At 71.7% G+C, this 16,266-nt stretch carries 16 protein-coding genes; 8 read left to right on the top strand and 8 right to left on the bottom strand.

What is annotated here, in order from left to right; genetic code table 11:
- Positions 1-46 precede the first annotated feature (46 nt).
- From ACYVDO_RS17840 to ACYVDO_RS17810, 7 genes are all read left to right on the top strand, one after another.
- Positions 47-1,264 (top strand): MFS transporter, encoded by a 1,218-nt coding sequence (locus tag ACYVDO_RS17840; RefSeq protein WP_460938383.1) that lies wholly within the window; start codon positions 47-49, stop codon positions 1,262-1,264.
- Positions 1,254-1,910: a GntR family transcriptional regulator gene (locus tag ACYVDO_RS17835; RefSeq protein WP_460938381.1), complete on the top strand. Its 657-nt coding sequence runs from the start codon at positions 1,254-1,256 to the stop codon at positions 1,908-1,910. The genes ACYVDO_RS17840 and ACYVDO_RS17835 overlap by 11 nt, the downstream gene beginning before the upstream one ends.
- A 120-nt stretch (positions 1,911-2,030) precedes the next feature.
- Positions 2,031-3,263 carry an amino acid ABC transporter substrate-binding protein gene (locus ACYVDO_RS17830; protein ID WP_460938379.1) on the top strand — a complete coding sequence of 411 codons (1,233 nt, stop codon included), beginning with the start codon at positions 2,031-2,033 and terminating at the stop codon, positions 3,261-3,263.
- Positions 3,260-4,144, top strand: coding sequence for a branched-chain amino acid ABC transporter permease (locus tag ACYVDO_RS17825; RefSeq protein WP_460938377.1), 885 nt, complete (start codon positions 3,260-3,262; stop codon positions 4,142-4,144). Before ACYVDO_RS17830 ends, ACYVDO_RS17825 begins: the two co-directional genes overlap by 4 nt.
- Positions 4,144-5,187: a branched-chain amino acid ABC transporter permease gene (locus ACYVDO_RS17820; RefSeq protein ID WP_460938375.1), complete on the top strand. Its 1,044-nt coding sequence runs from the start codon at positions 4,144-4,146 to the stop codon at positions 5,185-5,187. Before ACYVDO_RS17825 ends, ACYVDO_RS17820 begins: the two co-directional genes overlap by 1 nt.
- Positions 5,184-5,951, top strand: coding sequence for an ABC transporter ATP-binding protein (locus ACYVDO_RS17815; protein WP_460938373.1), 768 nt, complete (start codon positions 5,184-5,186; stop codon positions 5,949-5,951). Before ACYVDO_RS17820 ends, ACYVDO_RS17815 begins: the two co-directional genes overlap by 4 nt.
- Positions 5,951-6,643: an ABC transporter ATP-binding protein gene (locus tag ACYVDO_RS17810; protein WP_460938371.1), complete on the top strand. Its 693-nt coding sequence runs from the start codon at positions 5,951-5,953 to the stop codon at positions 6,641-6,643. Before ACYVDO_RS17815 ends, ACYVDO_RS17810 begins: the two co-directional genes overlap by 1 nt.
- A gap of 84 nt (positions 6,644-6,727) precedes the next feature.
- Here the strand turns inward: ACYVDO_RS17810 and ACYVDO_RS17805 are convergent, their stop codons facing one another.
- The 8 genes from ACYVDO_RS17805 to ACYVDO_RS17770 form a co-directional block, all read right to left on the bottom strand.
- The gene (locus tag ACYVDO_RS17805) at positions 6,728-7,582 is read right to left on the bottom strand and encodes an HTD2 family dehydratase (RefSeq protein ID WP_460938369.1); all 855 of its coding nucleotides are present in this window, start codon (positions 7,580-7,582) and stop codon (positions 6,728-6,730) included.
- Positions 7,579-8,745, bottom strand: coding sequence for a CaiB/BaiF CoA transferase family protein (locus tag ACYVDO_RS17800; RefSeq protein WP_460938367.1), 1,167 nt, complete (start codon positions 8,743-8,745; stop codon positions 7,579-7,581). Before ACYVDO_RS17800 ends, ACYVDO_RS17805 begins: the two co-directional genes overlap by 4 nt.
- Positions 8,745-9,581 carry an HpcH/HpaI aldolase/citrate lyase family protein gene (locus tag ACYVDO_RS17795; protein ID WP_460938365.1) on the bottom strand — a complete coding sequence of 279 codons (837 nt, stop codon included), beginning with the start codon at positions 9,579-9,581 and terminating at the stop codon, positions 8,745-8,747. The genes ACYVDO_RS17800 and ACYVDO_RS17795 overlap by 1 nt, the downstream gene beginning before the upstream one ends.
- A gap of 19 nt (positions 9,582-9,600) precedes the next feature.
- Complete coding sequence (locus ACYVDO_RS17790) at positions 9,601-10,758, bottom strand: acyl-CoA dehydrogenase family protein (protein ID WP_460938363.1); 1,158 nt, start codon at positions 10,756-10,758, stop codon at positions 9,601-9,603.
- A gap of 46 nt (positions 10,759-10,804) precedes the next feature.
- Positions 10,805-11,992 carry an MmgE/PrpD family protein gene (locus tag ACYVDO_RS17785; protein WP_460938361.1) on the bottom strand — a complete coding sequence of 396 codons (1,188 nt, stop codon included), beginning with the start codon at positions 11,990-11,992 and terminating at the stop codon, positions 10,805-10,807.
- A 198-nt stretch (positions 11,993-12,190) separates the two neighbouring features.
- Positions 12,191-12,934, bottom strand: coding sequence for a GntR family transcriptional regulator (locus tag ACYVDO_RS17780; protein ID WP_460938359.1), 744 nt, complete (start codon positions 12,932-12,934; stop codon positions 12,191-12,193).
- Between the two features lie 176 nt (positions 12,935-13,110).
- Positions 13,111-13,680: a carboxymuconolactone decarboxylase family protein gene (locus ACYVDO_RS17775; RefSeq protein ID WP_460938357.1), complete on the bottom strand. Its 570-nt coding sequence runs from the start codon at positions 13,678-13,680 to the stop codon at positions 13,111-13,113.
- A 358-nt stretch (positions 13,681-14,038) separates the two neighbouring features.
- Positions 14,039-15,067, bottom strand: a complete 1,029-nt coding sequence (locus ACYVDO_RS17770; RefSeq protein ID WP_460938355.1) for a LacI family DNA-binding transcriptional regulator — start codon at positions 15,065-15,067, stop codon at positions 14,039-14,041.
- A gap of 160 nt (positions 15,068-15,227) precedes the next feature.
- On the opposite strand from ACYVDO_RS17770, the gene ACYVDO_RS17765 reads away from it, so the two are divergent.
- Entirely contained in the window at positions 15,228-16,265 is a 1,038-nt protein-coding gene (locus tag ACYVDO_RS17765) for a substrate-binding domain-containing protein (protein WP_460938353.1), read from the top strand.
- Position 16,266: the final 1 nt, after the last annotated feature.

Here is a 16,266-nt window from a genome sequence, read left to right as displayed (position 1 = left end):
GTGGAGTTATCCGCTGTATACACTCCGCGGCAGGAGGTCAGCACCCGTGAGCGTCCCGGCAACCCATCTGCACCGCGGCACGCGGGAGTACCGCCAGGCCAGCGCCGTGCTCTTCGCCGCCGGATTCATGGCGTTCTCCCTGCTCTACGTCGTGCAGGGCACGCTGCCCGCGGTGAGCGCCGGCTTCGGTGTCTCGCCCGCCGCTGCCAGCCTGACGCTGTCCTTCACCACGCTGCCCCTCGCCGTGGCCGTCATCGTCGCGGCCTCGTGGTCGGAGGGGCTGGGTCGCCGGTCGCTGCTGGTGGGGTCGCTGCTCGGGGCGGCAGTGCTCACGCTCGGTGCTGCCGCGAGCCCCAGCTTCGCGGTCCTGCTCGGTCTGCGCGTGCTCACCGGGCTGGTGCTCGCCGGCCTGCCGGCGGTGGCGATGGCCTACGTCGCGGAGGAGTTCCACCCCGCCGGCCTGGGCACCGCGATGGGGCTCTACATCAGCGGCACGGGGCTGGGCGGCATGACCGGTCGGCTCGCCGGTGGACTGCTCTCCAGCGTCCTGTCCTGGCGCGTCGCCCTCGCCGTCGTCGGTGGCCTGTGCCTTCTCGGCGGGGTGTGGGTGGCCCTGCGCCTGCCGTCGTCGCGCAACTTCGTCGCGGTGCCTGGTGGCCTGCGCGAGCGGCTGGCCGCGATGCGAGGCCCACTCACGGACCCGGTGGTCCGGCGGCTCGCCGTCTGCGGCTTCGTCCTCATGGGCAGCCTGGTGTCGTACTTCAACTACCTGCAGTACCGCCTTGCCGGCGCACCCTTCCACCTGCCTGCCTCGGCCGCAGCGCTCGTCTTCGGCCTCTACGTCTTCGGCACGGTGAGCGCGAACTGGATGGGCCGACTGGCGGACCGGCGCAGCCGTCGCAGCGTGCTCTACCTCGGGTTCGCGATCATGGCCGCCGGCGTGCTCGCCTCCCTCTCCGGCTGGCTGCCGCTGGTGCTCGCCGGGACTGCCGCCATGGTCTTCGGCTTCTTCGGCGCCCACTCCGTCACGAGCGGCTGGGTCAACGCGTGGGCCACCCGGCAGCGAGCCCAGGCGTCCTCCCTCTACCTGTTCGGCTACCACCTCGGCTCGAGCGTCGCCGGTTTCGTCGGCGGGTTGTTCTTCGGCGCCTTCGGTTGGGCCGGTGAGGTCGGTACCGTCATCATCCTGCTGGCAGGTGGCGTCCTGGCCGCCCTGCGTCTGCCGACCGGGCTCGGGTCACAGGAGAGGTCACATGCGTCCTGACGAGATCGCCACCGCGCTGCGCCGCGCCTTCCGCGAGCGGGCCATCCCGCCGGGCCAGGCGCTCAACCAAGACGAGCTTGCCCGCCGCTACGGCGTGAGCCGGATCCCCCTGCGCGAGGCGCTGCGCACCCTCGTCGGTGAGGGCCTGATCATCATGAAGCCGGGACTCGGCGCGGTCGTCACCGAGCTCAACGTCGGTGAGGTCCAGGAGCTGTACAGCCTGCGGATGCAGCTCGAGCCGCCCCTGGCCGACGACATCGTCGCGCACGCCGGCCGGCGGGACGTCGACGACCTCGCGCGGCTGGTCGAGGCGATGCAGGTGCTCCAGCCGGAGCAGTCCGAGGAGTGGTCCAGCCTCAACTACCGCTTCCACCGCCGGCTGTACGAGCTGTCCGACCAGCGGCACAGCGTGCGCCTCGTCGTGCAGGTCCTCAACCTCGTCGAGCCGTACGCCCGGGTGCACGCCCACGTCATCGGCTCCCGGCCGCAGATGCAGCAGGAGCGGGTCGAGATGGTGCAGGCGCTGCGCGCCGCGGACGACGCGCGGGTGCGCCAGATCATCGAGCAGAGCATCCGGACGGCGCGCGCCGAGCTGGAGATGTCGATGGGCGAGAGCGCTCCGCTGCCCGACGTCGCGGACCTCTGAGGGCTGCAGGTCAGCGGCCTGCAGCCCTCGTCGGATCCAATATTCAAAGCCTTGCCATGTGGCGCAGGTCACTGTATACAGTGCATCACCCCGATTGCCCGTATCCGAGAGGTGTGTGCCGTGAGGTCGAAGAAAATCGTTGTGGCCACGTCCGTGGTCGCCTGTTCCCTCGCCCTCGCGGCCTGCGGGTCCAAGGGCGAGGCGGGCGCCAGCAACAGCGCCGGGAGCAGCACGCTCACCATCGGCGCCTCGCTGTCGCTGACCGGCAAGCTCGCCCGGGAGGGTCAGCTCACCCAGGAGGGCTACCAGCTCTGCCAGGACAAGGTCAACGCCCAGGGCGGCGTCGAGATCGGCGGCAAGAAGGTCAAGCTCGACATCCAGTACCAGGACGACACGTCGAAGCCCGACACCGCGGCCCAGCTCGTCGACCAGTTCAACGACAAGGGCACCAAGCTCATCCTCAGCTCCTACGGCTCGGCCAACACCGAGGCCCAGGCCGCCGTCATCGAGCGCAACGGCCAGGTCATGGTCGACTCGGCCGGCGCGGACAACAAGATCTTCACCAAGGGCTACAAGCGCACCTTCGCGGTCCTGTCCCCGGCGACGGAGTACGCGTCGTCGATCGTCAAGGCGATCGCCGAGCTGGCCCAGCCGAAGCCGAAGACCGTGGTCTTCCTCTCCGCCGACGACGGCTTCTCCAAGACGGTCACCGAGGGCGGCATGAAGACCGCGCAGGACAAGGGCTTCACCGTCCTGCCGCCCCAGTACTTCCCCAACGGCGCCTCCGACGTGAGCTCCTCGCTCACCAAGGTCAAGGGCGAGCGGCCGGACGTCATCATCGGCTCGGTCCACCTCGTCGAGGGAGTCGCCATCGTCAAGCAGGCCAAGGAGCTCGGTGTCACGCCGGCCGGCTTCGGTGAGACCGTCGCGCCGCCGACCCCGGACTTCGCCAAGACCCTCGGCAGCCAGGCCGAGGGCGTCCTCGGGTCCAGCCAGTGGACCGACTCCACCAAGGGTGAGGACAAGTACTTCGGCTCGGCCAAGCAGTACGCCGCCGACATCCAGAAGAAGTTCGGGCACGCCCCCGACTACCACGACGCCGAGGCCAGCGCCGCCTGCCTCGCGCTCGTCCTGGCGGCGGAGAAGGCCGGCAGCACCAACCCCGACAAGGTCCGTGACGCCCTCGCCGGACTGGACACCACGTCCTTCTTCGGCAGGATCAAGTTCGACTCCACCGGCCAGAACGTCTACAAGCCGATGGCGGTCATCCAGGTCCAGAACGGCAAGGCCGTGACCGTGTGGCCCACCGACTCCGCCGAGGCCAAGCTCATCTGGCCCGGTACGAAGTCGTGAGCGCGTTCCTCCAGGCCACCATCTACGGGCTCCTGCAGGGCGGCCTCCTCGCCCTCATCGCGGTCGGCTTCTCCCTGGTGTGGGGGGTGATGAACATCGTCAACCTGGCCCACGGCTCGTTCGTGATCCTCGGGGCGTACATCGGCTGGCAGGTCAACGCGTGGCTCGGGCTCGACCCGTTCCTCGGGATGTTCGTCTCGGCCGCCGTGCTGTTCGTCCTCGGCTACGTGCTCCAACGGTGGTTGATCAACCTGGTCGTCAACGGCCCGATCTTCATCACGCTGCTGCTGACGTTCGGGCTCGACCTGTTGATCACCCAGGGCATGAACATCGCGTTCTCGGCGGACTACCGCAGCATCCAGACCTCGTATGCCGGCCACAGCCTCGCGCTGGGCAGCGTCCGGGTGCCGCTGGGTCGGCTGCTGGCGTTCCTCGTCGCCATCGCGGTGACCATCGCCCTCGTGGCTCTGGTCAACCGGACGCGCACGGGTCTGTCGATCATGGCGACCGGCATGGACCGGGGCGCGGCGCGCCTCATGGGCATCCGCGCCCGGCACGTCTACGCGCTGACCTTCGCCATCGCGGCCGCGCTCGCCGGCATGGCCGGTGCGATGGTCGGCACGGTGGGGACGTTCAACCCCTCCACGGCGGCCGGGTACACGCTGCTGTCCTTCGTCATCGCCGTGCTCGGTGGTCTGGGCAACATGTACGGCGCGCTGGTCGGCGGCCTGGTCATCGGGCTGGTCGAGGCGTGGGGTGGGCAGTACCTGCCCGGCACCTGGGTCAACGCGCTGGCGTTCCTCGTCCTCGTGATCGTGCTGATCGTGCGGCCCTCAGGCCTGGTCGGCCGCGCGTACTACGCCGCCCGGCTGGAGGTCTGATGACGACCCGGACCGAGACGGGCGAGACGACCGCTGCCCCGGCGCGGACCGCCGCAGAGCCGCGCTGGCGCGGTTACCTGCCCTGGGCGCTGGGGCTGCTGCTCCTGCTCGCGGCCCTCGGGTTGCAGAGCCAGCTCTACTCCGGCCAGGAGCGCACCGTCTCGGCGATCTTCATGTTCGTCGCGCTCGCCCAGGCGTGGAACCTCATCGGAGGCTTCGCGGGGTACGCCTCGTTCGGCCAGGTGGTGTTCTTCGGCATCGGCGGCTACTTCACCGCGGTGGCGATGAGCCACTGGCACGTGAGCTTCTGGGTCTCGCTCGTGCTCAGCGGCCTCGTGGCGGCGGTGTTCGGTGCCCTGATCGGCATCCCGCTGCTGCGCCTCAAGGGGCACTACTTCGCCATCGCCACCCTCGGCGTGGCCGAGGGCATGCGCGAGGTCGTCACCAACCTGCCGGACCTCACCGGCGGCGGGGCGGGCATCACGCTGCCCACCGTGGGCAAGGAGGCGACGACCGCCTACCTGGGGAACGACGGGTTCTACCTGCTGTTCCTCGCCCTGGCGGCGGTGTCGGTGCTCGTGGCGGCCCTCGTGGCGCGCAACAAGTTCGGGTTCGCGCTCAAGGCGATCCACCAGGACGAGGACGCGGCCGCCTCCATGGGGATCAACACCACGCGCACCAAGGTGGTCACGTTCGCCCTGTCCGGCTTCCTGACGGGGCTGGTCGGCGCGACCTACGCGTTCCAGCAGGTGACGATCTTCCCCGAGCGCCTCTTCGATGTCGACATCACCGTCCTCATGGTCGTGATGGTCGTCATCGGCGGCAGCGGCACGGTCCTCGGACCGCTGCTCGGCGCAGTCGCCCTGCAGTTCCTGTCGGAGTACCTGCGACAGAACTACACGAGCATCCACACGTTCCTGCTCGGGGCGATCATCATCATCGCGGTGGTCCTGCTTCCCCAGGGTGCGGTCAACTACGTGCGCGAGGCCCGGCGCACCGGGGAGTACTCCCTGCTCGCGAACGTCCGGAGGTACCGCCTGTGAGCGCGACACCAGCGACCCCCGTCCTGCAGACCCAGGGACTCGGTCGACGCTTCGGTGGCCTGCACGCCGTGTCGGACGTCTCCTTCAGCGTCCCGGAGGGGCAGACCCTCGGCGTCATCGGACCCAACGGCGCGGGCAAGAGCACGTTCATCAACCTCGTCACCGGTCACATCAAGCCGACCTCCGGCACGGTGCTCATCGACGGCAAGGACCTCACCGGTGCCCGGCCCTGGGTGATCGCCCATGCCGGGGTGGCCCGCACCTTCCAGATCGTCAAGCCGTTCCGCGGCATGACGGTCCGGGAGAACGTCGCGGTGGGGATCCTCTACGGCCCCCACGGCACGGGCCTGATGTCCAGGGCGCGGGAGGCGGCCGACGAGGTGCTCGAGGAGGTGGGCCTGGCCCATCTCGGCGGCCGGGCTCCCGGCGAGCTGTCGGTCGCCGACGCCCGGCGGCTGGAGTTCGCCAAGGCGCTCGCGCTGCGCCCGCGGCTGCTCCTGCTCGACGAGGTGATGGCCGGCCTGCGGCACAGCGAGATCGAGCCCAGCCTGGAGCTGATCGCCTCGCTCAAGGCGCGTGGCATCACGATCGTCGTGGTCGAGCACGTCATGCGGGCCATCCTCGCGATCAGCGACCAGGTGCTCGTCCTGCACCAGGGCAAGGTCCTCACCTCGGGCGACCCCCGCGAGGTGCTGTCCGACCCCCGGGTGGTCGAGGCCTACCTGGGTCACCGCTACGCCCAACGACGCGGAGGGAAGGTCTGATGCTCGAGGTCAGGAACCTGAGTGCCGGCTACGGCCGCGTGCAGGTGCTGTGGGACGTCGACCTCGAGGTCCGCGACCGCGAGATCGTCGCCCTCGTGGGCCCCAACGGGGCCGGCAAGACCACGCTGCTCCGGGCGCTGTCGGGCATGGTAGACATCCGGGACGGGTCGGCCGAGTTCCGTGGGCGGTCGCTGCGTGGCCTGTCCATGGAGCAGATCGTCGACCTCGGCATCGCGCACGTCCCGGAGGGGCGGCGCCTGTTCCCCGGCCTGACGGTGCGCGCCAACCTCAAGCTCGGTGGCTGGCGCACGAAGAACACCGACCTGGAGCGTGTGGTCGAGCTCTTCCCCCGGCTCGGGGAGCGGTTGGAGCAGGTGACGGGCAGCATGTCCGGTGGCGAGCAGCAGATGTGCGCGATCGCCCGCGGACTGATGAGCCAGCCGGAGCTGATGATGATCGACGAGCTGTCGCTCGGACTCGCACCCGTCGTCGTCGACGAGATCATCGAGCGGCTCCCCGACATCGCCGCGTCGGGCACGTCGGTCCTGCTCGTCGAGCAGGACGTGGACGCGGCCCTGTCGGTGGCGGAGCGTGCGTACGTCCTGGAGACGGGCCGGGTCGCCCTGGCGGGCAAGGCGGGTGAGCTGCTCGCCGACGAGCGGGTCCGGGAGAGCTACCTGGGCATCGCCTGAGTGCCCCCGCGGGCGCGTCCCCCGGCGCTCGTGGGTCGGAGCGCCGACCCGCCGCCCTCGCAGGTGGGCGGGTCGGCGCGCCTCTCAGGACAGGGTGCTCGTGGCGGTGCGGACACCCGCGCCGTCATGCACCGAGGCCTCCACGAGGCCGGCCGCACCGTCCCGGGTGGTCGCCGTGAGCTGCTGCGCGCCGTACGTGGGGGCGATCAGCCGGTAGGCGAACTGGCGGCCGAGCAGCGGCACACCGCACCGGCGCATGGCCTCACCCATGAGCAGGGCCTGCAGCGGGCCGTGCACGACCAGGCCCGGGTAGCCCTCGTCGGCGGCGTACGCCTGGTCGTAGTGGATGCGGTGCGCGTTGTACGTCAGTGCGGAGAACCGGAACAGCAGCACCGGGTCGACCTCGAGCTGCAGCCGGCTGCCCTCGGCCGGGGAGGTGCCCGTGGCCGACGTCGACGCGTCAGGCGTGGCCGGCGTGGCGGGCGGCGTGCCGGCGAGCGTGCTGCCGGCCTCGCGGTAGACGATGTCCTGCTCCTCCGCCACGACGAGCCGGCCCTCCTGCTCGACCTCGCTGCGGACCGTGACGAAGGTCAGCGGGCCGGAGCGGCCCTGCTTCTCGACCGAGCGCACGACGCGCGTGGTCCGGGTCGCCTCCACGCCGAAGCGCAGCGCGCCGTGTGTCGTCACCCGCCCGCCCGCGAACATCCGGAGCCGCCCAGGCTCGGGCGGCGCGGGGATGCCCCGGGTCGGGTGGCCGTCCGGACCCAGCTCGCTCTCGCGCCGCCGCTCCAGCAGGTAGACCCAGTGCCAGAGCGGGGGCACCCCGGCGGTGGGCGCCGGTGGGTCGAGGTCGAGGACCCCGGCGAGCGCCTCGGCGGGCTCGGGCGTGACCAGCTCGGTCCGCCGCGCCACGGGCCCGGGTGGGGCGCTGTCGCTCATGCGGTGGCCCCCCGTCCGTCGCCGTCCTGGCGCGTGGTGAACTCCGCGCGCAACGCCTCGCCGTGCTGGCCGATCGCCGGGATCGGGCCCATCGCTGCCTCGCGACCGGTGACGGTCACCGGCGGGAGCATCGAGCGCACCGGCCCGGCGGGGGAGTCGACGTCGCGCCATCGGTCCCGGGCGGCGAGCTGCGGGTGCTCCCCGAACTCGGCCATGGTGCGCATCCGGGCGTTGGCGATGCCGACCTGCTCGAGCAGGTCGGTCACCTCCGCGGCGGTGAGGTGGGCCAGCGCCGCCTCGAGGAGGGTGGTCAGCTCGGTGCGGTGCTCGACCCGGCGCGGGTTGGTGCAGAAGCGGGGGTCACCGGCCAGCTCCGGCCGGCCCAGCACCTGCTCGCACAACGCGGCCCACTCCCGCTCGTTCTGCACACCGATGAACACCTGCGAACCGTCGCCGGCCCGGTGCGGGCCGTACGGCGCGATGCTGGCGTGTTCTGCACCGCTGCGCGGCGGCGGGGTGCCGGCGTACCGGGCGAACAGGTACGGCTGGCTGGCCCACTCGCCGAGGGCGTCCAGCATCGCGACCGAGAAGCTCGTGCCGCGCCCGGTGCGTTCGCGTTCGTACAGCGCGGTGAGCACGCCGGTGTAGGCGTACATCCCCGCCGCGATGTCGGCGACCGAGATCCCCGCCTTGGCCGGCGCCTCCGGCGTGCCGGTGACCGACAGCAGCCCCGTCTCGCACTGCACCAGCAGGTCGTACGCCTTCTTCGTGCGGTAGGGGCCCTCGTCGCCGTAGCCGGAGATCGAGCAGCTGATGAGCCGTGGGTGGCGTTCGCGCAGGCTCCGCTCGTCGAGCCCGAGCCGGTCGGCCGCGCCCGGCGCGAGGTTCTGCACGAAGACGTCGGCGCGGCCGAGCATCGCCCCGAGCAGGTCCCGGTCGGCCGGGTCCTTGACGTCCAGCGTGATGCTCTCCTTGCCGCGGTTGAGCCAGGCGAAGTAGCTCGACATGCCGTTGACGGTCTCGTCGTACCCGCGGGCGAAGTCGCCTCCCGCACGCTCGATCTTGATGACCCGGGCCCCGAGGTCGGCGAGCTGGCGGGTGGCGAACGGCGCGGCGACGGCCTGTTCGAGCGCGACGACGGTGACTCCCTCCAGGGGCAGCATCAGGACCTCCCGGGGCCGGACGAGGCCCACAGCTCGGCCTGGCGCAGGATGCGGCGGGACCGCTCGAGGACCGGGACGTCGACCATCTCCCCGCCCACCCGGCTCGCCGCGCCCTCCCCGGCCACCGCGACGACGCGTCGGGCACGGTCCACCTCCTCGGCGCTCGGGGTGAAGGCGGCGTTGACGGCCGGGACCTGGCGCGGGTGCACGCAGAGCTTGCCGGCGAACCCGAGCCGCCGCGCCTGCGCGGCGTCATGGCCGGCGGCGTCCGCGTCGTCGAGCGCCACGGTCACGCCGTCGACCGGCTGGGCCACACCCGCCACCCGGGAGGCGACGACGAGGCTCGAGCGCGCGTGGAGCAGTGCCGTGTCGTCCTGGGCGCAACCCGTGTCGAGGGCGTAGTCGACCGAGCCGAACGCGAGCCGGACCACGCCGGGCACGGCCGCGAGGTCGACGGCACGGTGCAGCCCCAGGGCGGTCTCGACGAGGGCGACGACGGGGATGTCACCCAGGCTGGCTGCCAGCGTGCCCAGCGCGTCGGGATCCTCGGCCTTGGGCACCATCACCGCCGAGAGACCGGCCACGTCCCGCAGGGCTGCGCAGTCGGCGGCATGCCAGGGCGTGCCGACGGCGTTGAGCCGCACCGCCGCCGGTCCGGCGGCGCGCAGCCAACGGGTGACCTCCTCGCGGGCGGTGTCCTTCGCGCGCGCCGTGACGGCGTCCTCGAGGTCGCAGACCACGAGGTCCGCCCCGCTTGCCGCTGCCCGGTCGAACCGGTCGGGGCGGTCACCGGGCACGAAGAGCAGGGACCGCGCGAGGGCGGCCGCCCCGCTCATGGCATCCGTCGCCTCCATGTCAGGGCGCCACCGATCCGCGGCTCACCAGCTGGCGCGCGATGACGCCGCGCTGGATCTCGTTCGTGCCCTCGCCGACGATCATCAGCGGGGCGTCCCGGAAGTAGCGCTCGACGTCGAACTCGGTCGAGTAGCCGTAGCCGCCGTGGATCCGGACCGCGTCCAGGGCGATCTGCATCGCCGTCTCCGAGGCGAAGAGCTTCGCCATGCCGGCCTCCATGTCGGCCCGCTCGCCGGAGTCGAACCGCCGGGCGGCGTGGAGCACGAGCTGGCGGGCCGCGGTCAGCTTGGTGACCATCTCGGCGAGGTAGTTGCCGATCGACTGGTGCTTCCAGATCGGCACCCCGAAGCTCTCCCGCTCCTGGGCGTAGCGCAGGGCGTCCTCCAGTGCAGCCCGGCCGACGCCGAGCGCCCGTGCGGCCACCTGGATCCGTCCGATCTCCAGCCCGCGCATCATCTGCGCGAAGCCGCGTCCCTCGTGCTCGCCGAGGAGTGCGGATGTCGGCACGCGGAAGTCGTCGAAGGACAGCTCGCAGCTCTCGACGCCCTTGTAGCCGAGCTTGGGCAGGTCGCGCGAGAGCGTGAAGCCGGGGCCCTTCTCGGCGAGCAGGATGCTCACGCCCTTGTGGGCGGGCTGCGCCGCAGGGTCGGTCTTGCACAGCAGGGCGACGAGCCCGGACCGGCGCGCGTTGGTGATCCACGTCTTGGAGCCGTTGACGACGTAGTGGTCGCCGTCGCGTCGCGCTGTCGTGCGCATCGCCTGGAGGTCGGAGCCGCCACCGGGCTCGGTGAGGGCCATCGTCGCGCGCAGCTCACCGGTAGCCATCCGCGGCAGGTAGGTGTCCTTCTGCTCCTGCGTGCCGTGGTCGAGGATGAGCTTGGCGACCACGGTGTGGCCGCCCATCGCGCCGGCCAGGCTCATCCACCCGCGGGAGAGCTCCTCGGTGACCAGCGCGTAGCAGGGCGTGCTCACCCGGACGTCACCCCAGGGCTCGGGGATCGCGAGGCCGAAGATGCCGAGGCGCTTCATCTGCTCGATGAGCTTCTCGGGGTAGGTGTTGGTGTGGTCCAGCTCCTGTGCGACCGGCTTGACGTCCCGGTTCACGAAGTCCCGCACCGTCTCGACGACGGCCCGCTCCTCCTCGTCCAGTCCCTCCATGGATGTCCTCTCTCGGTCGTGCGCGGGGTCGAAGTCGGGCGTGGGGTCAGAACCAGCGGCGCAGGATGCCCGCGGCGCCGCGCCAGGTGATCGCGGCGGGGTCGACGTCGGTGCCGGCCAGGCAGTCCGCCACCTTGGCGGCCAGCTCCGCCCGGGTCGGCGGGCGCTCCGGGGAGCCGGGCGGCAGCCGCAGCCGTGCCTGCCGGAGGGTGTCGCCGGTGTGCACCTGCGCCTCGAGCTCGCCGGCCAGCAGCCAGTCGCCGCCCTCGGAGAGCTCGACCTCGACCAGCTCGACGAGGCGCTGGGCCTCGGGACGGCATACCGCCTCGTCGGAGAAGCTCGCGAAACCCTGGTGCGCGTCGAGCAGGGCGGCCGCTGCGGCGTACTCGAGGCTGAACTTCGCCTGCAGCCCGGTCCGCGGCCGGTGGTGGATCAGTGGTGCCACGGTGCCCCGGGGCGTGCGGAGCACGATCCGGGTCACCTCCGCCGGGTCGAGGCCGTCCCGCGCGAGGCCTGTCAGGGCGCTGATCGGGCGCTGCAGGGCATAGCAGCAGGGGTAGACCTTGATCGCCAGCCCTCCCGGGACGGCGGGACCGCCGAGGTCGAGGGCCGCCGGGTCCCCGCCGACGAGGCCCAGCCACTCGTCGAGGGCCCCCGGGTCGGCGGTGGCCCCCGCGGCTGCCAAGCGGGCGGCCCGCACCCCGGCCTCGGCGGCGAACCCCACCTGCAGCGACTTGGCGTCACTGCCGAAAGCCCGTTGGACGCCCCCTGCGGCCGGGACGGCGAGGGCGATCGCGTCGGCGAGCCGACCGGCGTCGAGGCCGAGCGCGATCCCGGCCGCGACGGCGGCGGCCGGGGCGCCGGCGGTGCAGGTGGCGTGCCAACCGGCTGAGTAGTGGGACCAGCCGAGGGCGGTGCCGAGCCGGGCCATGACCCCGGCGCCGGCGAGATAGGCACGCGCGTCACCGCCGGCGGCGAGCGTCGACGGCACGCAGACGACGCTGACGTGGGTGGTCGAGGCCATGTGCAGGTCGTCGAAGTCGAGGACGTGACCGGCGACCGCCCACCGCGCGGCGTCGGGCAGGTCCGCGGCGAGCCTCGTGACGGGGTGGTCGCGCGCAGCGACGGCCACGGCGACGGTGTCGAGCAGCGCGCGGTCGGCCAGGGCGAGGTCGTCCGCCGTGGGCGTCAGGGACCTGGCCCAGCCCGCGAGCTCATGGGCCAGGGATGTCACGGCTGCTGCTCCTGCAGGAGGGGGCGTCTGGGGCGTCCGCGAGGGGACCACCCGCACCCGAGGTCAGGGACGTCGTCCGGTCGCCGTGCTCACGTGCAGGATATCGCGAAATGTACGGCCATATTGCCGAATAAGTACGGCTCTAGTCAAGCGGGTCTCGACGCCTCGCCCGGGTTTCCGCCTCGCCCGGGTTCCGCCTCAGCCCGGGTTGCGCCGCAGGCGGACGCGGTAGGAGTAGCGGTCTGGGTGGAAGTGGCTGATCGCCAGCTCGACCGGGGTGCCGGAGGTGTCGAAGTAGGTGCGGTCGATGCGGAGCACGGGGGTCGCCGGTGCGAGGTCCAGGCCCTCGGCGACCGCCTCCGGTGCGCGGGCGACGGTGATGCTCTGCTCCGCGTCCTGGATGGGCCGGGCGAGCGTCTCGTCCAGCAGGGCGATCACCGTGACCTGGCTTCGTGAGCCCGGGGCCGTGAGCTCCCGGACCTCGCCGAGGCGCGCCCCGACCGCCGGTGGCAGGAAGACCGTGGTGTGCGAGAAGGCCTCTCCCCGGTGCAACCGCACGAACACCGCGCGAGCCACGTGGTCGTCGCCGAGGCGGAGCCGGCCGGCAGCAGTCGGGTCGATGACGTCCCGAAGGGGGTCCAGCAGCTGCATCTGGCTGTCGGCCGACAGCGCCATGAGGTCCTCGACCGAGCCGAACTGGCGCAGGTAGCGGCCGTTCTGGACCGCGAAGGTCCCCCTGCCGGGGGTGCGGGACACGAGTCCCTCGGCGACGAGGTCCTGGAACGCACGCCGCACCGTCTGCCGGCTCACGCCGTACTGGAGGGCGAGCTCGGCCTCCGTGGGGAGCGCCACGTCGGCGGGGTACGTCCCGGCGAGCACGGCCTCGCGCAGCTCGTTCCTGACTCGCCGGAACGCCGGCTCCGTCCTGCCTGATGCCTGCACTGGCCTCCCAGCCCTTCCCGAGGCGCCGCTGCGTCGAGCGCACGCCACGTCGTGTGTACGGCCTGATCGAGCAGGATACGAGCCGCGGCGCCCGACTGTGCGGGGGCTGCGGATGATGCGTCCCGGGTCGTGCTGCCCGAGGGCGAGAGGCGCCGTCGCCGCAGGCGCGTTCCTCCCTAGCCGGCGTCCGCGGACTCGGGCATCGGCGTCTCGAAGGCACGGATCAGCAGGGCCAGAGCGCTGTAGTAGCCGGCCACCATGACCACCTCGACCGCCTCGCGAGTGGAGAGGACGTCCATCAGCTGCGTCTCGAGCTCGCGGGAGGCCGAGCGCCCCGCGAGCAGCTCGCGGGTGAAGGCGGCGGCCAGGTCCGCGGCGGCGTCGGTGAGCCCCGGTTGCCCCGTTCGGATGAGCTCCAGCTCTGCCTCCGTCAGCAGTCCCTCCGCGCGGGCCACGGCCGTGTGGGCGTACCACTCGTAGTCGGCCTGCCAGTGCTGCGCCACCGTGAGGATGACGGCCTCGGTCACGGTGCGGTCGAGCGTCGACTGGGTGCGGATCGCGGTGCCGACCCGCTGCAGTGCGTCCCCGATGTCGGGCGAGTGCGGCAGGCAGGAGAACGGCCCCATGAGATTGCCGGCCTCGTCCGCGACGACCGCCACGGAGCTCAGCCCTCGGCGCGCGTCCAGCATCCGCTCCACGAGCTGGCTGCCTCCGGCTGGGAACGGGGTCCCGGCGCTGATCCTCATGACAGTCCTCTCTGGCTGGACGCTGGGCTCAACCCCGGCGCGTAACCCCACCAATGCGGGTCCGGGCCTCGCCCGTCAGAGGGCACCCTATGGCGCTGTGGCCCGCCAAGAAGGCCTGCCGGCCGGCGGACTGCGTCGGCTCGGTCGCCATCGGACTCGGCTTGACCCGTGCCGGGTGGGACGGGCTCGCCAGCAGCTGGTCGGGTCGGTAGTTCGAGGTGCCGACCTGGAGCGTGACGGACGGCCCGAGGGACGCCGTCCGCTCGTGGTGCAGGTCGAGGACTCGGGACCATCGCCACTGCGTCGGAGTGCGCAACTCAGGATTGGTTCTGGGAGAGGGGGCGGGGGCGGCGAGCGGTCATGTCACGGAAGCCTCGGCGCGGCAGCCGCAGCTCTCACGGTGCTCGATCTCCACGGGGAGCCGGACGACCCGCCGCGGTGCGAACGGGTCCTCGAGCCTGCGCATGAGCAGCTGGACCGCCTGTGCGCCCATGGCGTGGAACGGCTGGGCGGCCGCGGTGAGCGCCGGCGACATGGCGCTGGCCCACTCGAAGTCGTCGAAGGTCACGAGGGCCACGTCCTGGGGCACCCTCCTCGAGCCCTGCTTGAGGGCCAGCAGGGCGCCGATGGTCATGGCGTTGTTGCCGCTGAAGATCGCCGTCGGCGGTTCGTCCAGCCGGAGCATCGCCGTCGTGCCGGCGCGGCCGCCGCCGACGGTGGAGTGGGCCGGGACGACGAGCTGGAGGTCGATGGGCACGTCGGCGAGCTCGTGCGCCCTGACGTAGCCGCGCCACCGCTCCTCGGTCGTCGACAGGCCCTCGAGCCCGGTGAGCATGCCGACCCTGCGGTGCCCGAGCTCGAGCAGGTGCTCCACGAGCGCGACGGAGACGGCCTCGTTCTCGGTCCCCACCTGGTCGCAGCGGACGTCGCTCAGGCGGTCCACGAAGACGAAGGGCGTCTCGTGCTTGCGCAAGAGCGGGAGGGTCTCCGACGCGAAGCCCCTGGTGGGCGCGATGACGATCGCCTCCACGTTGTGGGCCAGCAGCATCGACACCGCATCGGCCTCACGCTGCACGTCGTCGTGGGTGTCGCACAGCAGCAGCGCGAAGCCGGCGCGGCTGGCCTCGGACTCCACGCCCTGGATCAGCTCGGCGAAGTAGGGGCTGGAGGCGCCGGTGATGGCCAGGCCGATGGCCCGCCCCGACCGGGTCCGCACGGCCAGGGGTGGCGGTTCGTAGTCCAGGCTCGTCATCGCCTGCCGCACGCGGTCCCTCGTGTCGGGGGCGACGAACCTCGTCCCGTTGAGGACGTGGGACACCGTGGTGATCGACACGCCCGCCAGCCTCGCGACGTCAGCGAGTCGTGGGGTACGCCGCGGCGGCTTCACCGTGGCATCGTGCCGGGCCGACGAGATTTCGCGCAAGCATTTGCGCAAACCATTCTCCTCGCCCTTTTGCGCTCCTACATTGGCGGAAGTCCTGAGGCACCACGCCAAAGGTCACGAGTCCCGACCAACGCCGCTTAGGCCTCGAACCAGGAGAACGCACATGAACCGGCACACCAGGACGCGGACGGCCGCCATGGCCGTTGCGCTGGCATCGACGACGGCCCTCGCCCTCGGCGCGTGCAGCACCACCAAGACGTCGGGTCCGGGCTCCGCCGCCGACACCGGCGGTTCGAAGGGCCCGATCAAGATCGGTCTGGTGACCAAGACGGACAGCAACCCGTACTTCGTCAAGCTGCGCGAGTCGGCCAAGGCTGAGGCGCAGAAGCACGGCGACACGCTGGTCGCCCTCGCCGGCAAGTTCGACGGCGACAACGCGGGCCAGGTCACCGCGATCGAGAACCTCGTCCAGCAGGGCGTCAAGGGCATCCTCATCACCCCCAGCAACTCCGCCGGGGTGCTCGGCGCCATCAAGAAGGCGCAGGACGCCGGTGTCATCGTGATCGCCCTCGACACGGCGACCACCCCGCCGGATGCCGTCGCCGCCACCTACGCCACCGACAACGAGCAGGCGGGCAAGCTCCTCGGCCAGTACGTCAAGGCCCGGCTCGGGAGCACCAAGCCGCAGATCGTCGCCATGGACCTCGACCCCAGCGCCTCCGTCGGCATCCAGCGGCACAACGGCTTCCTCGAGGGCATGGGGCTGCCGCTGAACACCCCGGCCATCATCGGCAGTGCGCTGACGCAGGGCGACCAGACCAAGGCGCAGGCGGCGATGGAGAACCTCCTCCAGCGCGTCGGCGACAAGGTCAACGTCGTCTACAACATCAACGAGCCGGCCGCCCGCGGTGCCTACCAGGCCCTCAAGGAGAAGGGGATCGCCGACAAGGTCCTCGTCGGCGCCATCGACGGCGGCTGCGCCGGCGTGCAGAACGTCAAGGACGGCCAGTTCGTCGCCACCGTGATGCAGTTCCCGAAGAAGATGGCCGAGGACGGCGTCAACGCCGTCGTCGAGTACGCCAAGTCCGGGACCAAGCCCCAGGGCTTCACCGACACCGGCGCCACCCTCATCACCGACAAGCCCGTTCCCGGTCTCGCGTCCAAGGACACGACCTGGGGCGCGGCGAACTGCTGGGGCTGAC

It is taken from the genome of Phycicoccus ginsengisoli (assembly GCF_054779295.1).
This window is presented reverse-complemented; position numbering and strand designations above follow the sequence as displayed.